The sequence below is a fragment of the Haloarcula limicola genome, from assembly GCF_010119205.1.
Taxonomy (GTDB): domain Archaea; phylum Halobacteriota; class Halobacteria; order Halobacteriales; family Haloarculaceae; genus Haloarcula; species Haloarcula limicola.
Genome location: NZ_WRXM01000004.1, coordinates 81,040 through 99,460 on the forward strand (window position 1 = coordinate 81,040; position 18,421 = coordinate 99,460).

The window sequence follows — 18,421 nt, forward strand, 5'->3', positions numbered from 1 at the left end:
CTCATTCCCTCCCGAGATATGCGTCGAGGACGCGTTGGTCGTTCTGAATCTCTTCGGGCGTGCCCTCGGCGATGCGCTCGCCATGGGCCAGCACGTAGATGCGGTCGGCGATCTCCATCACGAAGTCCATGTTGTGTTCGATGAGGAAGATCGTCGCCTCTTCGTCGACGTTCGCGGTGCGGATGTACTCGATGAGGTTCCCGATCATCGAGGGGTTGATGCCGCCGGCCGGCTCGTCCATCAGCAGTATCTCCGGGTCGGCCATCAGCGCCATCGAGAACTCGATGAGTTTCTGCTGGCCGAAGCTCAGGCGACCGGCCCGCACGTCGGCGAGGCCGTCTAAGTCGACGTACGCGAGCAGTTCGTCGGCCCGGCCGACCAGCGAGTCGTCGGGACGGCGAAGGAGGCTGCTCACGTCGTCGCCGCCCTCCTGTGCGGCCAACAGCAGGTTCTTCCGAACGGTCATATCGCCGAAGATGCGCGTCTCCTGGAACATGCGTCCGAGACCGGCGCGGGCGATCTTGTACTCCGGCCAGTCGGTGACCTCCTCGTCCCGCAGATAGACGTGGCCCTCGTCGGCGTCCAGCGTGCCGGTGATGCAGTTGAACAGCGTGGACTTGCCGGCTCCGTTCGGTCCGATGAGCCCGACGATCTCTCCCTCGGACACTTCGACGTCGACGTCGTCGACGGCGGTGAGCCCGCCGAAGCGCTTGGTGACGCCGTCAGTCCGAAGGACTGCCCGTTCGCCGGACGGGTCCGTCGTCGCGGCGTCGGCGGCTTCGCTCACTGGGGATCACCCCCGGTCGGCGCGCCGTCGTCGGACGGCTCGGCGTCGGTCTCGTCGGTCGCGGCCATCCCGCCCCGCTCGTAGTAGTCCATCTCGCTGGCGTACTCTCTGAGCGCGCCGACGATCCCCTCCGGGATCGCGATGACGGTTCCGATTATCGCCAGTCCAAGCAGGACGAGTTGCCAGCCGACGGCGTAGGACTCGACGATCTCGATGACCGTGTGGAGTCCGAACGCGCCGATGATCGGGCCGACGACGGTCCCGGAGCCACCCAGCAGCGCCATCGCGATGAGCTCGACGTTCCAGGCCGCGTTGTACGCCGTCTGTGGGTTGATGAACGTGTTGAACAATCCGTACGCGCCGCCGGCAGCGCCGGTGAACAGCGCCGCCAGCCCCCACGCGGCCGTCTTGTAGTACGTGGTGTTGAACCCCATCGCCGTCGCCTTGGCCTCGTCGTCGCGAATCGCGTTGAGCACGAAGCCGAACCGGGTGCTCGAGAGGTAGTAGATGACGGCCGCCTCGAGGACGAGGATGCCGAGGAACACGTAGTAGAAGACTTCTCCCGGCGGCGTCTGGAGCAGGATCTTCCCGCTCGCGCCCCCGGTGATGCTGAGGTTCCGAGACACCTGCTGAGCGGCCAGCAGGACTCCCAGCGTCGCGATGGCGAAGTAGTGGCCGCGCAGTCGCAGCACGATGAGTCCGATGATGAGCGCGAACGCGGTCGCCACGACCCCGGCGCTGAGGAAGGCGAGGGGGAACGCGACGGCGAAGTCCTTCGTCAGTATCGCCGTCGTGTACGCGCCGATACCGAAGAAGGCCATGTTCCCGAAGCTCGGATACCCCGTCTGCCCGCCGACGATGTCCCACGACAGGGCGAGGACGCCGAACAGATACATCTCGGTGAGGACCGTCATGAAGTAGCCGGCCTCCAGACCGAGTAGCGGCGGCAGCACGCCGACGACGGCGCCTGCCACCAACAGCTTCCACCCGTGATTATCGCAGGTTTCGAAGGCCCGATCGACCTGTTCGGGCGGAAGGATCGAGCGGAGCACGCCGGAGTCGTCGGTCTCGGCGCTCATTCGCTCACCCCCTCACCGAACAGGCCCTTCGGTTTGACGACCAGCAGGACGATGAGCAGGGAGAAACTCACCGCGAGCGTCCATCGCGTGGAGATGAACCCCGCGACGAGCTCCTCGACCGACCCCAACAGCAGGCCGCCGACGAGCGCGCCGGGGATCGAACCGACGCCCCCGAACACCACGATGACGAAGCTCTTGAGCGTGTATATCAGCCCCATCTGCGGCTGGATGTTGAGGATGGTGGCGACGAACGCACCGATGCCGCCGGCGATGGCCGAGGAGACGCCGAACGTGATCGCTCGCGTCCGCTCGACGTCGATGCCGACCAGCGCGGCCGCCTCCGGATTCTGCGAGACTGCTCGGATGGCCCGGCCGGTGCGGGTGCGCTGGAGAAACAGGTAGAGCGCGGCCGTCAGGACGATCGCGCCGACGAACGCCACGAGCTTCATCTTCGGAACGACGATCCCGGCGATAGTGAGCGACGGGTTCGCGAAGGACACCTGAATCGCGCGGGGATTGGCCGACCAGGCCTGCAGCGCCAACTGCTGGATGGCGATGCTCGCGCCGAAGGTCACCAGCAGCGTCAGGAAGATGTCCGTGCCGATGACTCGCGAGACGAGCACTCGCTGGAGCGCGTAGCCGACGACGAACATCGCGCCGATCGCGACCGGGATGGTCGCGAGAAACAGCAGCGGCGACCCCTCGGCGTTGCCGGTTATCAGCGTCAGCGTCCAGTAGGAGGTGTATCCCCCGAGCATCACCATCTCGCCGTGGGCCAGGTTGATGATGTCGACGACGCCCCAGATGAGCGCGAAGCCGACGGCTATCCCCGCGAACAGCGCGCCGACTAGCAGCCCGTTGACGACGAACTGAGTCGCGGCCATCGGCTACCGTTCGCTCCAGTCCGGCATCGGATAGACCGGGTCGGACTGTGCGACGTTGTCGGGGTAGACGATCTGCAGGTCCTTCTCCGGTTTCCACTGGTAGACGAGCATGTTCTTGTCGATGACGCCGTTCTCGTCGAAGGCGACGTTACCGTACGCCGACATGAAGTCGGAGTTGCGGATCCGGTCGCGGACCGCCTTGGGACCCAGTTCGTCGACCTGCTTGAACGCGTTCATGAACGTCAGGATGACCGCCTCGCCGGCCGCGCTGTGGTAGTCCGGCGTGTAGTCGTAGTTCTCCTCGATGGCCGAGACGAACTCGGACGTGCTCCCGAACACGGGGTCCTCGAAGTCGGCGTTGACCGCCCACGACGAGGGGCCGTAGAGGTAGTTCCCGTTGCTCCCGACCTCGTTGATGAACGACTCGTTGAGGCTGCCGACCGTCCCCATCGCCGCGTCGACGTTGACGTTCTGACTTTGCATCTGGTTGGCCAGGATGATGTTGTGCTTCTGGTGGGCACACAGCAGGAGGACGTCGACGTCCTGATCGCGGACCTTTCCGAGGGCCGTCGAGAGGTCGGACGTACTGGAGGGGAACGTCTGGTCGACGTCGAGCGACAGGTCGGAGCTCTCTATCTTCTGCCGGGCCCCCTCCGCGGTGGCCTGGCTGAAGGTCCCGTCTTCGGCGAGGATAGCCACCGACTTCGGCGCCGGTTGCTGGGCCATACACATGTCGAGGTAGCTCTTGGCGTACTTGTTGGCCGTCGGCAGCAGGCCGAAGATCCACTCGTTGCCCTGGCTGAAGATCTCCGGACTCGCGCCGCCGCCCTCGACCATCGGCACCTGATTCTGGGCCGCGACGGCGCTCGCCGGGAGCGTCACCGTACTGGAGTACGGTCCCAGCAGGTAGTTGATGTTCTCCCTGTCGATGAGTTCCTGATAGATGGACTTCGACGTGGAGGCGTCGGTCCCGTCGTCCCGCAGTACCATCTCCAGTTCGTACGTGTTCCCGTCGCCGGCCTCGACGCCACCGGATTCGTTGATACGCTGGATGGTGAGTTCGTACGCGTCCTTATACAGCTTACCGAGGTCGGCGTTGTCACCGGAGAGGCTCATCGACCCGCCCAGCGTGATCACGTCCGAACCGCCCCCGCTGCCGCCGGTCGAGCCGCCGTCGCTCCCGTTCCCGCTTCCTCCGTCACCGCCATCGCCGCCACCGTCGCCGCCATCACCGGAACAACCCGCGAGTCCGGTCAGTCCGATAACTCCTGCGCTACCCGCCGCCTTGATGAAGTTCCGCCTGTTGTGCCCTTGGGTCATAATTGGTTCACGACGGTGTGCCAGTGACACACGCGCTATGTTCGATACGCCATCAGGCATTATTAAACGTTAAGGAAATTCCCGCGAGAGCGGCGGTAAAAAGAACGTCCGTGCAGCGATTGCCTCTCGACGGTCAGAAGATGGCCGCGAACGTCGTCGGTGCTCGCGTGCTCGACTGCCGAATTCGGTCCCGGTTCGTCCAGCAGCGAACGACTGACCCCGTCAACGACGCAATCGAACGTCCAGCACCACGTTCTGTTCGCCCGGCGCGTATGACCGAACTGCTCGTCGGGTCTCGACAGTGACCTCGTACTCGGGTTCGGCGGCCGTGCGTATCGCTCGCTCGCCGGGACCGTACAGGTCGTCGTCCGACTGGATGTCATAGTAGTGGAGCGTGCAGTCGTCCCCGGCCAGCGAGACCGCCGTCTCGACGAACTCGTCGGCGCTGTGCGGGAGGTTCATCACCACTCGGTCGGCCCACCCCTCGTAGTCGGTCGCCACCTCGCGGACGTCGCCACAGACGGCGGTTACCCGGTCGGTGACGCCGTTTCGCTCGGCATTCTCGTGGAGGTACTCGATAGCCGTCTCGTTGATGTCCGTCCCGACGCACGTCGCGCCCGCCTTGGCGAACGGGATCACGAACGGGCCGACGCCCGCGAACATGTCGAAGGCCCGCTCGCCCGCCGCGACCCGTTCGACGACGCGGTGGCGTTCCGTCGCGAGCCGCGGTGAGAAGTAGACCTCGGCGAGGTCGAGTGCGAACGTGCAACCGTACTCCCGATGGACGACCTCGGTGGTGTCGCCGGCTAGCACCTCCCAGTCGCGGACGCGCGTCTCGCCTTTGATCTTCGAGGCCCGGTTCAACACGCCCTCGACGGGCAAGTCGGAGGCGACGATGGCGTCGGCGATCTCCCTCGCGCGCTCCGGGTCGTCCTCGTCGACGATGACGATGTCGCCGATCCGCTCGTAGCTCGGGTCGAAGCCGAGGAGATCCGCGGGCATCGTCTGTCCCTCCCGGACCGGCGCGTCGAACTCCACGACGTCGAACACGTCGGGGACGGCCGCCGGGTCCGTGACCGGGATGTACAGCGACCCGTCCTCGACCGTGATGTCGTAGCCGTCGTCGACGAGGTCGGCTTCGGCGAGTCGCGTGCGGGTCGCCTCGCCGTCCTCGCGGGCGACGCGAACGCTTGGAACGCCCATACCGCCTCTCTCCCGGCGCGGGCGGTAAGCCTGACGCTTCGCGCCCTTTATCTCCGCCGCCGTCCGACGGTCGGTATGCTCACCTTCGTCGGTCTCGGTCTCTACGACGAGCGGTCGGTCACCATCGCCGGACGCGACGCTATTCGGGAAGCGGACCGCGTGTTCGCGGAGTTCTACACGAGCCGCCTCGTCGGCACTGACCTCGAATCGCTCGAAGCCTTCCACGAGACGGCCATCGAGGTCCGCGACCGCGCCGGCATCGAACGGGACCCCGAACCGATCCTCGACGCCGCCGAGCGCGAGGACGTGGCGTTCCTGACCGCCGGCGACACGATGGTCTCGACGACCCACACGGACCTCCGCCTTCGCGCCGAAGAACGCGGCGTAGAGACGCGCGTCGTCCACGGCACGACCGCACAGACCGCCGCGGCGTCGCTGACCGGCCTGCAGAACTACCGCTTCGGGAAGGCGACGACCCTTCCCTTCGAACGCGCCCACGGCGGCGACGGCGTCCCCGACAGCGTCGTTCGGACCATCGAAGACAACCGCTCGCGCGACCTCCACACCCTCGTCTATCTGGATATCAAGGTCGACGACCCGCACTGGGACGACGGCGACGACACGTACATGACCGCCGACCACGCGGCGACGCTGCTCGCCGAGGAGTTCCCGGAGACGCTCGCTGTCGTGGTCGCCCGCGCCGGGAGTCCGGACCCGGTCGTCGCCGCCGGAACGCTCTCGGAACTCGCGGACAGTTCGTTCGGTGACCCCCTCCATCTGCTCGTGATCCCGGCCGAGCTCCATCCGATCGAAGAAGAGACGTTAGACGCGATCGCCGACGCTTAGTCGTCGCTCGGCCGAGTCACGGCCTCGCCGGTCTCGCGCTCGATGTCGAACGCGCTGGATAGGTCGTACTCCGTCCCGGTCACGAGATACAGCAGGTCCTCGACGAGGACGGTTATCTCCGGCAGCTCACGGACGAGGAACCACGTGATGACGACGAGCGCGACGACCGAGCCGAACTGCGCCAGCATGCGGTCGGCGATGTAGTACGACACCATCCGCGGGTCGCTCAGGCCGAACAGCGACATGATCGTCCCCTCGAACCACTGCATCCGCTGCTGGCCGAACATGATCGCGATGAAGACGTTCCGAAACAGGTTCAGGACGTAGATGAGCGAGACGGTCAGCGCCAGCGCGCGCAGTTTCCGCCGCCACGGCGCGTCTACCGCGAGGATGCCGCCCGCGAAGATGGAGATGCTCCCCATCCCCGTACACGCCAGCAGGATGTTGTACGTGATCGGACCGGCCTCGTGATCGAACCAGAACGTGCTCTCGTAGGGGTACTGCTTCGTCGCGATCTCGATGCCGTTGTGCGAATAGCCGTCGACGACCAGCGGATCGATCCCCGTCAGCGACATCAGAAACGCCGTCTGGTCGGTCACGACCTCGACCAACCACTGTCTGAGCGGCCCGATGGTGAGGAAAGGGACATAGACGATCCCCATCACGCCGACGGCGCGCGTCAGCGCGAACAGCGAGTCGCGGCCGTTCCAGAGGAGATACCCCGCGTACAGCGAGAGCGGGACCGCCGCGAGACTGCCGACCCCCTCGACGAGGCTCTTCTGGGTTAGCGTGAAGTGCGGGATGAGCACCAGCCAGAACAGGCCGAACAGCCCCCAGCCCGCGACCGCGACGCGACGCGCCCACGACTCGTCGTAGCGGAGGAGCACGGCGCTGCCGAGAAACGCCGCCAGCACCAGCCACATCAGCGGTTCCGACCACACGAGCGGGTCGAAGGACAGTCCGCCGAAGCTCACGGTGGACTGCAAGAGCGGAGGCCTCATTCGTGCCTACGTTGGCCAATCCGGCCTATATGCTTTGTCGTTGTGCCGACGCGTGCGGATCGAATCCACGCGGGACGGAGCCGTCGCTACTCGGAGTAGCGCGCCAAAGAAAGGGCGAAAGTCAGGGACGGGAAGTTCCCGTTAGTTGTCGCGGCGGACTGCGAGCAGCGCAGCGGCGACGAGCGCGACGAGAGCGACGACGGCCGTGAAGCCGGGTCCGTCACCGGACGTCGGCGTCTCGGTCGCAGCGCCACCGTCGCCACCGTCGCCACCTTCAGTCGGGCTCATGCCGCCGTCGGTCGGCGACGCGCCACCCTCGGTCGCGGTCTCGGTCATGCCGGTCTCGGTCTCGGTCATGTCCGTACCGGTCTCGGTCTCGGTGCCGGGGGTCGGCGTGGCGGTACCGTTGTCCGAGTCGTTGGTGGCTTCCACGATGGAGCCGTCAACCTCGTCGCCGAGGTTGTCACCGCCGAGCTTGGTCTGTGCGGTGAAGTTCGCGCCGGGGCTGTAGTCGCTGAAGTCCGCGGTAGCCGTGTAGCTACCGTTCGCGTCGACATAGGTCGACGGCTGGACCAGGAACGGGCTACCGGACGTCGTGCTGCGCATCCGGACGGTCAGTTCCGTGCCGGGTGCAACGTTTGTCTGACCGGTAACCTGCTGGTCGTCAGCGGCCTCGACGGTGATGTCCTCACCGTCGTTCAGCGTCGCGTCGCGGTCCTCGATGGTGAACGTGTCGTTAACCTCGACATCATCTTCGCTGAGGTCAGTCTCGTCCAGCATCGTGAAGTTGGCTTCGTACTCGGAACCATCGTCGTAGTTGAGTTCCGAGGTAATGTCGCTGCTATCGACGACGACGAAGTGCGTGTCGTTCGCCTCGTCGTAGATGATGTCACTCTCGTCGGTGATCTCCGGAATACCGACGAAGGCAGCGTCCGCGTTCGCGGAGGCTGGCTCGCCTTCGATCTTGTGAACGAAGGCAGTGCCGTTCAGAGCCGCGTAGTCGTTAGCCGCAACAGGCCCTTCGAGGCCGGAGGCCTGAACCTGAATGACAGCAGCGTCGCCCTGAGCGATCGTGTCAGACTGGGTCAGGTTGTTGCTCTCGACGAGGCTGTAGATCTCGTCGGCATCAGCGTCGTCAAGTTCGTCACCGAGCGCGCTCTCGGGAGCGGTCCAGACCTGCACGCCGTCAGTGGACCGTTCGTTCAGCGAGAGCGTTGCGAAGGCCTGTTCGTTGTTGATGCTGCCGTTGGTGAAGGTAGCACCAGTATCGGCAGTAGCCAGGAGGTCGTAGTCCGTGGCTGCGAGGACGTCCTCACCAGCATCGTCGTCCGTGTCGGTGAAAGGACCGCCCTGGGTTGCGTCCACTAGTTCGTCGTCGTCGTCAGCAACAGAGACGACGTCAGTGGCCGGTTCAGCGCCAGCGAGGTAGCTGTTGAACTCCAGCGTGACCTCGCCGTCGTCGTTACCGTCCTCGACCTCTGCGGTGATGAAGTAACCGTCGTCGTCCTCGGTACCGACTTGGACGAGTGCAGTGTCAGTGTTTTCGAGCTGAACCGTGACTTCGGCGACGTCACCACGGTTCTCCTCGACGACAGACTGTGCGAAGCCTGCGTTCTCGTCGTCCGTGCTGACAACTTCGATGGAGTCAGAGTCGGACGCGTCTGTGTCGGTCACATTCGTCTCGAACGTGTAGTTGCCAGTGTCGATCTCGGTGAAGTTGAGTTCCCAGTCCTCGGCCTCGGCGTTGTCGATCTGGACCTTCTCGACGTCATCGTCCCACTCAGAGGGGATAGTGACGTTCTCCGAACCGAAGATCTGTTCGAGTTCGTCCTGGTCCAGACCGTCGGCGGAGACGTTCACCGCGTAGCCGTTTCGGACGTCGGAACTGATCTCGAAGTCGACGTTGGCGCTGGCGCCAGTAGTGCCGACCGTGTCATCGTCGAACTCGGCCGTGAGGTCCTGTGGGATAACCTCGAAACCGTACTCAGATCCGGTGTAGCTGGAGTCGGCAGTGCCAGTCGAGGGATTGACAACGTCCTGTGATTCAGCCTCAACGAGAACGAAGTTCCCTTCGCTCAGACGGCCGTCGAGGGTGAACGTAATTGACGTTTCACCGGATTCAGTCGAGATAGCGCGACGGAGGTTGCCAATGTCGTTGGCGTTGTCGGTATCGACGGTACGAACTTGGTAGTCAGTGCCACTTTCCAGATTGCCCACCGTGACTTCCTGACCGCTATAGAAAGTCCCCGTGGAGAGGTTCGCTGCCGTACCGGCTCCCGCAAACGCGACGGTCCCGGCGAATACGCCGAAGACCATCAGCGCTGTCAGGAACAGGCTACGGATTTTTTCGTTAGTATCTGTCATAGTTTGTTGGTTGCTATCGGGCGGCGTCAGCCGTTTTCCACTTGGTCGGTGCGCGGTCCACGCGACCGCGCATAGACCGAACCCGTGTACTCACTTCTGGCGCCTTGGGTAGGGGTACGCTTCTAACCAAAGCGGGACATTATAAATGTTTTGTGGTCAGATATGTGGGATGAGAGAACATGTCACGCCCGTTTTCGGCCGATACAGGCGATATCGTGGGATTATAAGCACTTTGTGGTTCGTTTCAAAATCCCGTCATACGCCCGTCAGACGCGGCGTCGAAAACGGGGTGAATTGACGAGAACGGCTCGAAGAAAAAGCGGGCTCCGCCGGTCGAACTGCGACTCTGGGGCTAGTTGGTGACGATCTCGATCTCGTGGCCGTCGGGGTCTTTCGTGAAGGCGTAGCGGTCGTCACAGCTCTCGGGGTCGCGGTAGTCCTCCGCGCCGCGCGTCAGCAGTTCGTCCCACGTCTCGTGGAGGTCGTCGGTGCTGACGGCGACGTGGCCCCAGGCGTCGCCCAGCTCGTAGGACCGGCCGTCGTAGTTGTAGGTGAGTTCGACCGACATCGCCTCGTCGGCCGCGTCTCTCGGCTTGAGGAAGTAGAGTGCGAAGCTATCGTGCTCCGAGCGGCGGAACATCTCGTAGTCCAGCTTGCGGGTGTACCAGCCGATGGCCTCGTCGGCGTCCTCGACGCGGAGCATCGTGTGGTCGAGCGACCACTTCGCGCCGTGGTCCCGCTCGACGATCTCGATCTCGTGGCCGTCGGGGTCAGTGACGAAGGCGTACGAGCCGCCACAGGAGTCGGGGTCGCGGTAGTCCTCGACGCCGTCGTCCATCAGTTCCTCGTAGGCGTCGTAGACGTCCTCGACGCGGACGGCGATGTGCCCCCACGAGTCCCCCATCGTGTACGCGCGCCCGTCGTGGTTGTACGTCAGTTCGAGGAGCGCCCCCTCGTCGTGGACGTCTTCGGGGCCGAGGAAGACGTTCGTGAACGTGTCGGCCTCCCAGCGGCTCTTCTCCTCGTAGTCCAGATGGGTCTGATACCACTCTATGGACGCTTCGAGGTCTTCGACGCGCATCATCGTGTGGTCAAGTGTCAGCATACTCTGTCGGTGGGCCGGGCGAGCGAAAAGAGTACCGCACGCGGCGAGCGACGGGTCACTCCGAAACAGATTCTCCGTCCGGATAATCTCGGAACAACGGCCAGTAGTACCACCACGCCACGCCCAACATGACGACCGTTCCGACGGGGAGCGCGACGTAGCCGATGCGGCGATTGAACCCGAGGACGACCCCGATCTGTGAGAGCGCCGCCCCGACGAGTGAGAGCGCCGTGATGCGGGAGTCCTCTCGCCAGACGACGCCCGAGAGCGCGCTGGCGAGGGCGAGTAGATACAATAAGACGCCCGTTCCCCAGGACTCGATGAATCGCGGCAGCCGCCGGGTGAACCGGAAGAAGTAGTCGTATATCGGGAGCAGTTCCGGCGGGCTCGTCGTGAAGAGACCGAACGTGAACAGTATCGTCAGCTCGCCGCCGACGAGCAGGACGGTCCACGGCGCGAGTCCGGCGACGACCACGGCGAGAAAGCGGCGACGGGGACTGGCGACCATATCGAGACACGGGACTGAACGTAAAAGAGCGGTTCTATTCGCGCACGCACGCGGCGGAGAAACTACTTCCGAGCGACGATCCGGAGGACGTCCTCGTCGGCCAGTTCGTGGTCGCGGCCGACCTGTTGCTCGTCGTGCTTCGCGCTCGGACCGGAGACGCGGGCGAAGCGGAATCGCTCGTCGAAGCTCCCACCCAGCTTCTCGCAGGCGTCGTCGACCGTATCGCCTCGACGGAGGATGAGCGGTTCCTCTCTGTCGACGCCTCGGCCCGGCTTGTCCATGTAGATCCGGATGAGACCGAGTTCCTGCCAGATTCGCTCGGTCAGCCCGTCGAGACCCTTCTCCTCTTCGGCGCTGATGAAGATGGCCTCCTCGGGGTCGATGTCTCTCTCCTCTAGCTCCGCGTTTACCGTCGAGAGGTAGTCCGGCTCGATGAGGTCGGCCTTATTGATGGTGACGATCGACGGGACGTACTCGCGGTTGTCCATCACGCCGTCGATGAGGCGGTCTATATCCACCTGTTCGCCGACGGTGACGTTCGCGTTGACGTAGCCGTGTTCGCGGAGGACGCTCTTTATCGTCTCGTCATCGAGGTCGAGGTCGACGGAGCTGTTGACCGAGATGCCGTCTTTGGCTTTCTTCCGAATCGTCACGCGTGGCGGCTCGGTGTCGAGGCGGATGTCGTTCTTGTACAGCTCCTCTCGCAGGCGGTCGTACTGCTCGATCTCGAAGACGGAGACGAGGAAGACGACGAGGTCGGCGGTGCGGACGACCGACAGCACCTCCTTCCCGCCGCCGCGCCCGCCGGCCGCCCCTTCGATGAGCCCCGGAACGTCGAGAAGCTGGATGTTCGCGCCTTTGTACTTCAACATCCCGGGGTGGACGTCGAGCGTCGTGAACTCGTAGGACCCAGTCTCGGACTCGGCGTTCGTCAGCGCGTTCAACAGCGTGGACTTCCCGACGCTCGGGAACCCGACCAGCGCGACGGTCGCGTCGCCGTGCTTTTCGACGGCGTAGCCGCCGCCACCGCCGGATCCGGACTGCTGTTCCAACTTCTCTTTCTTCTCCGCGAGCTTCGACTTCAGTCGGCCGATATGGGCCTCTGTGGACTTGTTGTAGGGCGTACTGGCGATTTCTTCCTCGAGTTCCTGTATCTCCTCGTCGAGCCCCATCAGTTGTACGTCGGCCTCTCGCGCCGAATAAGACTTTCTTCCCTCACCGAACGGCAGTCGACAGTTGGAAGCTTCTCACCGCGCGAAAGCCACACTATCGCGTTCGAGAACACCTCTGCGTCGAAAACAGTCGATAGCAACGGTTCGAACGCGTCGAACGCCCGCGCTAGAGATTTCGACACACCTATACGACTTCCGCGAACAGAAATCGATAATGGCGAGTGCTGACCGGTTCCGCGACAGCACGCAGATCCAGTTGCCAGTAGGAACACTAGAGGGTATCCGCGAAGAACTCGAAGACCGGTTCACGGTCACGATTCGCCGCGAAGGCGAACACGTCCGAATCATCGGCTCGCCTGTCGAGATCAAGGACGCCGGTGACTTCCTGGCGATGAACGGCGTTACCTTCGCTTGAACCTTTTTACTGCAGGGGGTTCGCAAGCGAACCCCCGCTTGCAAAACCGTTCGTCAAAAACCGACGGCTCGGCCGCTGGCCTCGCCGCCGGTGAAACGCCTCGCTTCGCTCGGCGTATGCTCTCATCACCGATGACCGCTCACTCTGCATGCACACTTACCAGTCGGATTACCGTCTACGCAGTAGAATAAGACGAGTCGCACGCGACGCTATCGTCCTACCACGCGACGAGCGACGAATCAGCCCACCTAGACCGTGTGCCCCCCTCACGCGGACGGTGCTGAAACGCAATCCTTTAAACTGCCGCGGAGGATTGACCGTACATGGCTGGAACTATCGAAGTGCTCGTCCCCGGTGGGCAGGCCAACCCTGGCCCGCCTCTCGGTCCCGAACTGGGACCGACGCCTGTGGACGTGCAGGCAGTCGTTCAGGAGATCAACGACCAGACCGAAGCGTTCGACGGCACCGAAGTCCCCGTCACCGTCGACTACGACGACGACGGCTCGTTCAGCATCGAGGTCGGCGTCCCCCCGACGGCCGAACTCATCAAGGACGAGGCCGGCTTCGAGACGGGCAGCGGCGAACCCCAGGAGAACTTCGTCGCCGACCTCTCGGCCGACCAGATCAGACAGATCGCAGAGCAGAAGCAGTCCGACCTGCTGGCCTACGACCTGAAGAACGCCGCGAAGGAAGTCGTCGGTACCTGTACCTCGCTCGGCGTCACCATCGAGGGGAACAACCCCCGCGAGTTCAAGAAGCGAATCGACGAGGGCGAGTACGACGACGTGTTTGCTGAAGAAGCCGCAGCGTAGCGAGGACGCTTCGCGAACGCTCGACACGCGAGTTTTGCGAGCGAGTCGCTGTCTTCGCCGAGAGAGCCGCAGCATAGCGACTGACGAGGCGACGGCTCGGAAACGAGTGAAGCGAGTTTTCGATGTCGCTCTGGCGGTGTGCCAGCGGACGGCACGAGCGTTATCTGACTCTCTCGACGGCGGTCTTTCTTTCTCACGCCCGCCTGTTTGAGACTGCGTGACAGCGACAGCGCCGTGTAAGAAACGGTGGGAAGACGGTTCGACGGCTTTAAGTGTCGCATTGGCCTCTCACCGTACGAGACAGGCATCCGCCTGTTTCACTGACCCGTAGAAGCCGTTTGGCGCACTACGGAGGTGAACAATGGCAGACCAGGAAATAGAGAACGCAGTCTCTCGCGCACTCGAGGACGCACCTGAGCGGAACTTCCGCGAGACGGTCGACCTCGCTATCAACTTGCGCGACCTTGACCTCAACAACCCGTCGAATCGTGTCGACGAGTCTGTCGTCCTTCCTTCCGGCACCGGACAGGAGACCACCATCGTGGTCTTCGCAGAGGGCGAGACCGCCCTCCGTGCCGAGGAGGTCGCAGACGACGTACTCGACCAGAACGACCTCGAGGAACTGGGTGGCGACGACGACGCCGCCAAGGACCTCGCCGATGACACCGACTTCTTCATCGCGGAGACAGACCTGATGCAGGACATCGGTCGCTACCTCGGCACCGTGCTGGGACCGCGCGGGAAGATGCCGGAACCGCTCGACCCCGACGACGACGTCGTCGAGGTCGTCAACCGCATGAAAAACACCGTACAGCTCCGCAGCGGGGAGCGACGGACGTTCCACACCCGCGTCGGTGCCGAGGACATGTCGGCCGAGGACATCGCCGACAACATCGACGTCATCCTGCGGCGCTTGCACGCCGACCTCGAGAAGGGGCCGCTCAACATCGACTCCGTCTTCGTGAAGACGACGATGGGCCCCGCCATGGAGGTGGCCTGATATGAGTGCCGAGAGCGAACGAAAGACCGAGACCATCCCGCAGTGGAAGGAAGAGGAAGTCGACGCGATCGCCGAGATGCTCGAGTCCTACGAGAGCGTCGGCGTCGTCGACATCACCGGAATTCCCTCGCGACAGCTCCAGGACATGCGCCGTGACCTCCACGGCACCGCGGAGCTCCGCGTCTCCCGAAACACGCTGCTCGTGCGCGCGCTCGAGGAGGTCGACGACGGCCTCGAAGAGCTGACCGAGTACGTCACCGGACAGGTCGGTCTCATCGGGACGGACAGCAACCCGTTCTCGCTGTACCAGGAACTCGAAGCGTCGAAGACGCCCGCACCCATCGGTGCCGGTGAGGTCGCCCCGAACGACATCGTCATCCCCGAGGGTGACACCGGCGTGGACCCGGGCCCGTTCGTCGGCGAGCTCCAGAGCATCGGCGCGGACGCTCGGATCCAGGAGGGCTCGATTCAGGTCCTCTCCGATTCGACCGTCCTCGAGACGGGCGAAGAGGTCTCGCAGGACCTCGCCAACGTCCTCAACGAGCTGGGCATCGAACCCAAGGAGGTCGGTCTCGACCTGCGCGCCGTCTACGCCGACGGCGTCCGCTTCGAGCCGGACGAACTGGAACTCGACGTCGAGGAGTACGAGAGCGACATCAAGGCGGCCGTCAGCGGGGCGTTCAACCTCTCGGTCAACGCCGAGTACCCCACGTCGACGACCGTCACGACCATGCTGCAGACGGCCCGTGGCGAAGCCAAGAGCCTCGCGCTCGCGGCCGCCATCGAGGACCCCGAGGTCGTCCCCGACCTCGTGAGCAAGGCCGACGCGCAGGTCCGTGCGCTCGCCGCACAGATCGACGACGAGGAGGCCCTGCCGGAGGAACTCCAGGAGCTGGAGACCGCCCCGGCGACGGAAGAACAGGCTGATGACCACGACGACACCGCTTCTGAGGACGACGCCGAAGCCGATTCCGAGTCCGAAGCCGACGAGGCCGAGGACGACGATGACGACGACGAAGACGCCGGCGACGCGCTCGGAGCGATGTTCTAACACAACTCACACGACAGACCAATGGAATACGTTTACGCTGCACTCATCCTGAACGAATCGGGCGAAGAGATCAACGAAGACAACCTCACCGACGTGCTCGACGCCGCCGGCGTCGACGTCGAGGAGTCCCGCGTCAAGGCGCTCGTCGCGGCCCTCGAGGACGTCGACATCGAGGAGGCCGTCGAGGAGGCCGCTGCCGCACCCGTCGCCGCTGGCGGCGCTGCCGGCGGCGCACCTGCCGGTGGCGACGAGGACGCCGACGAGGCCGACGACGAGGCCGAAGAAGAGGAAGCCGCCGACGAAGACGACGGCGACGACGACGAGGACGACGAGGCCAGCGGCGAGGGCCTCGGCGAGCTCTTCGGCTAATTCGGCGCTTCAGATACGCATTTTCTTTCGCGCGACCGGGTAGCCGCCGCGCTGTCTCTCCGTCGCCCGCAGGTTCAAGTACCGGAACGGGACCAACGGGCGTATGCTCCCGGTCAGGCTGACGGCGGACCCGCTCTCGGTCGCCGGGTTGCTGGTCGCCGTCGTCGGCGGCGTCTGCCTCGGCACGCTGAGCGGGCTCGTGCCGGGGTTGCACGCCAACACGCTCGCACTGTTGCTCGCGGCGACAGCCGGAGAGGTCCCCGGTCCCCGCCTCTACGTCGGCGCGGCGATGCTCGCCGCCGGGGTGACACACACGTTTCTCGACGTGGTTCCGGCGCTGGCGCTCGGCGTCCCCGATCCGGCGATGGCCGCCGGTGCGCTGCCGAGCCATCGATTGGTCATCGAGGGTCGCGGCCGCGAGGCGCTTCGCCTGTCCGCGCTGGGGAGCGGCGGCGCGGTCCTCCTGGCGGTGCCACTCGCCGTTCCCGTGACCGCGGTGATGACGCGGCTCTACCCGCTGGTCTCGGCGAACCTATCGCTGGTGCTGGGCGGAATCGCGGCGCTACTGGTGCTCACCGAACGCGGACTCGGGCGGCGGGTCGGAGCGGTGCTCTCGCTCGCGGCCAGCGGTGCGCTCGGACTCGCGCTGCTCGACGCTCCGGTGTCGGGCGCGTTGCCCGTCTCGGACGTCCTCGTCCCGCTGTTCTCCGGGTTGTTCGGCGCGCCCGTGTTACTCTCGGCGATCGAGGGCGACGGCGTGCCACCGCAGGCCGACGCGCGAGTGACGACGCCACCGCGGGCGATCGCGCTGTTGGCCACCGTCGGGACGCTCTGCGGGGCCGCCGTCGGCTATCTCCCGGGCGTCTCCAGCGCCGTCGCGGCGACGCTGGCGCTGGGTCTGACGACCAGTCGCGGGCCGCGAGCGTTCGTCGTCACCACGAGCGGCGTGAACACGGCGACGGCGGTGTTCGCGCTGTTCGCGCTGGTCGCCTTCGGCGATCCTCGGACGGGCGTGCTGGTCGCGCTGGACCGCGCCGCGGTCCCGCTCGCGCTCCCCTCGTTGTTGACCGCCGTCGCCGTCGCGGGGGTGGCCGGCGCACTGCTGGTGCCCGTACTCGGTGACCGCTACCTGCGGACGGTCGGCCGGCTAGATCCGACGTGGCTCTCGGTGTCGGTCCTCGCCGGCCTCGTCTGCCTCTCGGCGGTGTTCGCCGGGGCGGTCGGCGTCGGCGCGTTCGGCGCGGCGACGCTCGTCGGTCACCTGCCGCCGCGCTCTGGCTGTCGGCGAGCGACCCTGATGGGCGTGCTCCTCGTTCCCATCGCTTTATAGGTAACCCCGACGGCGAAAGTGAACGAGCATGAGGGCGGTCATCAGCGCCATCCCGAGTATCGTCGCCGGATAGGCGTACGTCCAGCCCAACTCCGGCATGTTGTACGGACCGCCGGCGAAGTTCATCCCGTAGACGCCGACGACGAAGGTCAGCGGGATGAATATCGTGGCGACGACGGTGAGGACCTTCATCACCTCGTTGGTCGACTGCGAGAGCGTGTTGAGGTAGATGTCGCGTGCGCCCGCGACCAGATCGCGGTACGTCTCGGTCAGGTCCACGATCTGGACGAGGTGGTCGTGGATGTCGCGGAAGTACTTCTCCGTCTGTTGCTGGACCTGTGGCGGGTCCCCCCGAGCGAGGGTCCCGACGGCCTCGCGCGCCGGCCAGACCTGCTTACGGAAAGAGAGCAGGTCCCGGCGCACGTCGTTGATCTTCTCCAGCGTCTCGATGTCCGTCGAGACGAGCACTTCCTCCTCTATCTCCTCGATGTCGGTCTCGACGTCGTCGAGTAGATCGAAGTAAGCGTCCACGATGACATCGGCGACGCGGGAGGCGGTGAAGTCCGGCCCCCGATGGAGCAGGCGTTCGTCGCCGCGCTCGGCGGCGTCCATCACGCGCTGGACCGCGGCGACTCGGCCCGGTGAGAGAGTGACGACCCAGTCCCGACCGATGAAGATACCGACGGGGCTGGTCGCGACCTCCTTCTCGAAGGTCGTCTCGCCGGGCGTGAGCGTGACGCTCTTGAGGAGGACGAACGTGTGGTCGGCGAACTCCTCGGTCTTGGCCCTGACGCCGTTGCGGAGGTCGTCGATAGCGAGGCGGTGGAGGTCGAAGGCCGCGGCGACGGCGTCGATCTCCTCGTCGTCGGCGTCGGCGACGTGGACCCACGTCGTCCCGACGGCGCGGCGGGCGGCGGTCAGGTCGTCGTAGGCCACGGCCTCCCGGTCGGCGTAGACCAGCGCGGAGATCACGTCGGTCCCTCCGCGTCGGACCGGCCGACCGCGACCGCTGTCAGTCCGACCATGAGCGCCGGAAGCGACAGCTCACGGCCGGGATAGGGGACGAGAACGCCCGCGCCGTAGCCCACGAGACCGGCACCGGTCAGTGCCGCCCCCGCGAGGGAGACGGAATTCATGGCGCGGTAATCACAGTGACGGATGAAAAGCGTACTCCA

Annotated in this window: 19 protein-coding genes; 7 read left to right on the forward strand and 12 right to left on the reverse strand. The window is 65.0% G+C overall.

Annotation, left to right across the window (positions count from 1 at the left end; translation table 11 throughout):
- Position 1: 1 nt before the first annotated feature.
- The 5 genes from GO488_RS17285 to GO488_RS17305 form a co-directional block, all read right to left on the reverse strand.
- Entirely contained in the window at positions 2-787 is a 786-nt protein-coding gene (locus GO488_RS17285) for an ABC transporter ATP-binding protein (protein WP_162319099.1), read from the reverse strand.
- A complete protein-coding gene (locus GO488_RS17290) occupies positions 784-1,866 on the reverse strand; it encodes a branched-chain amino acid ABC transporter permease (RefSeq protein WP_162319100.1) in 1,083 nt (360 codons plus the stop codon). Before GO488_RS17290 ends, GO488_RS17285 begins: the two co-directional genes overlap by 4 nt.
- Positions 1,863-2,750, reverse strand: coding sequence for a branched-chain amino acid ABC transporter permease (locus GO488_RS17295; RefSeq protein ID WP_162319101.1), 888 nt, complete (start codon positions 2,748-2,750; stop codon positions 1,863-1,865). Before GO488_RS17295 ends, GO488_RS17290 begins: the two co-directional genes overlap by 4 nt.
- A gap of 3 nt (positions 2,751-2,753) precedes the next feature.
- A complete protein-coding gene (locus tag GO488_RS17300; RefSeq protein WP_162319102.1) occupies positions 2,754-4,070 on the reverse strand; it encodes an amino acid ABC transporter substrate-binding protein in 1,317 nt (438 codons plus the stop codon).
- A 222-nt stretch (positions 4,071-4,292) separates the two neighbouring features.
- Entirely contained in the window at positions 4,293-5,273 is a 981-nt protein-coding gene (locus GO488_RS17305) for a class I SAM-dependent methyltransferase (RefSeq protein ID WP_162319103.1), read from the reverse strand.
- Positions 5,274-5,348: 75 nt separating this feature from the next.
- On the opposite strand from GO488_RS17305, the gene dph5 reads away from it, so the two are divergent.
- Positions 5,349-6,119, forward strand: a complete 771-nt coding sequence (gene dph5 / locus GO488_RS17310) for a diphthine synthase (protein ID WP_162319104.1) — start codon at positions 5,349-5,351, stop codon at positions 6,117-6,119.
- On the opposite strand, the gene artA is transcribed toward dph5, so the two are convergent.
- The 5 genes from artA to GO488_RS17335 form a co-directional block, all read right to left on the reverse strand.
- Positions 6,116-7,120, reverse strand: a complete 1,005-nt coding sequence (gene artA, locus GO488_RS17315; RefSeq protein ID WP_162319105.1) for an archaeosortase A — start codon at positions 7,118-7,120, stop codon at positions 6,116-6,118. The two genes, dph5 and artA, sit on opposite strands and share 4 nt — an antisense overlap.
- Positions 7,121-7,261: 141 nt before the next feature.
- On the reverse strand, positions 7,262-9,484 hold the full coding sequence (locus GO488_RS17320) for a DUF7827 domain-containing protein (RefSeq protein WP_162319106.1): 2,223 nt from the start codon (positions 9,482-9,484) through the stop codon (positions 7,262-7,264).
- Positions 9,485-9,836: 352 nt separating this feature from the next.
- The gene (locus tag GO488_RS17325) at positions 9,837-10,589 is read right to left on the reverse strand and encodes a VOC family protein (protein ID WP_162319107.1); all 753 of its coding nucleotides are present in this window, start codon (positions 10,587-10,589) and stop codon (positions 9,837-9,839) included.
- 55 nt (positions 10,590-10,644) lie between these two features.
- Entirely contained in the window at positions 10,645-11,097 is a 453-nt protein-coding gene (locus GO488_RS17330; RefSeq protein ID WP_162319108.1) for a TIGR04206 family protein, read from the reverse strand.
- Positions 11,098-11,159: 62 nt separating this feature from the next.
- The gene (locus GO488_RS17335; RefSeq protein WP_162319109.1) at positions 11,160-12,269 is read right to left on the reverse strand and encodes an OBG GTPase family GTP-binding protein; all 1,110 of its coding nucleotides are present in this window, start codon (positions 12,267-12,269) and stop codon (positions 11,160-11,162) included.
- 214 nt (positions 12,270-12,483) lie between these two features.
- On the opposite strand from GO488_RS17335, the gene GO488_RS17340 reads away from it, so the two are divergent.
- From GO488_RS17340 to GO488_RS17365, 6 genes are all read left to right on the forward strand, one after another.
- Complete coding sequence (locus tag GO488_RS17340) at positions 12,484-12,684, forward strand: VNG_1110C family protein (RefSeq protein WP_162319110.1); 201 nt, start codon at positions 12,484-12,486, stop codon at positions 12,682-12,684.
- Between the two features lie 323 nt (positions 12,685-13,007).
- Positions 13,008-13,496 (forward strand): 50S ribosomal protein L11, encoded by a 489-nt coding sequence (locus tag GO488_RS17345; protein ID WP_162319111.1) that lies wholly within the window; start codon positions 13,008-13,010, stop codon positions 13,494-13,496.
- A 361-nt stretch (positions 13,497-13,857) separates the two neighbouring features.
- Positions 13,858-14,496 (forward strand): 50S ribosomal protein L1, encoded by a 639-nt coding sequence (locus GO488_RS17350; protein ID WP_162319112.1) that lies wholly within the window; start codon positions 13,858-13,860, stop codon positions 14,494-14,496.
- A gap of 1 nt (position 14,497) precedes the next feature.
- Positions 14,498-15,547: a 50S ribosomal protein L10 gene (locus GO488_RS17355; protein WP_162319113.1), complete on the forward strand. Its 1,050-nt coding sequence runs from the start codon at positions 14,498-14,500 to the stop codon at positions 15,545-15,547.
- Positions 15,548-15,568: 21 nt separating this feature from the next.
- Positions 15,569-15,916 (forward strand): 50S ribosomal protein P1, encoded by a 348-nt coding sequence (gene rpl12p / locus GO488_RS17360; protein ID WP_162319114.1) that lies wholly within the window; start codon positions 15,569-15,571, stop codon positions 15,914-15,916.
- A 103-nt stretch (positions 15,917-16,019) separates the two neighbouring features.
- The gene (locus GO488_RS17365) at positions 16,020-17,246 is read left to right on the forward strand and encodes a tripartite tricarboxylate transporter permease (protein WP_162319115.1); all 1,227 of its coding nucleotides are present in this window, start codon (positions 16,020-16,022) and stop codon (positions 17,244-17,246) included.
- Here the strand turns inward: GO488_RS17365 and corA are convergent.
- A complete protein-coding gene (gene corA, locus GO488_RS17370; protein WP_162319116.1) occupies positions 17,241-18,218 on the reverse strand; it encodes a magnesium/cobalt transporter CorA in 978 nt (325 codons plus the stop codon). The two genes, GO488_RS17365 and corA, sit on opposite strands and share 6 nt — an antisense overlap.
- Complete coding sequence (locus GO488_RS19735) at positions 18,215-18,382, reverse strand: hypothetical protein (RefSeq protein ID WP_164509657.1); 168 nt, start codon at positions 18,380-18,382, stop codon at positions 18,215-18,217. The genes corA and GO488_RS19735 overlap by 4 nt, the downstream gene beginning before the upstream one ends.
- Positions 18,383-18,421 lie beyond the last annotated feature (39 nt).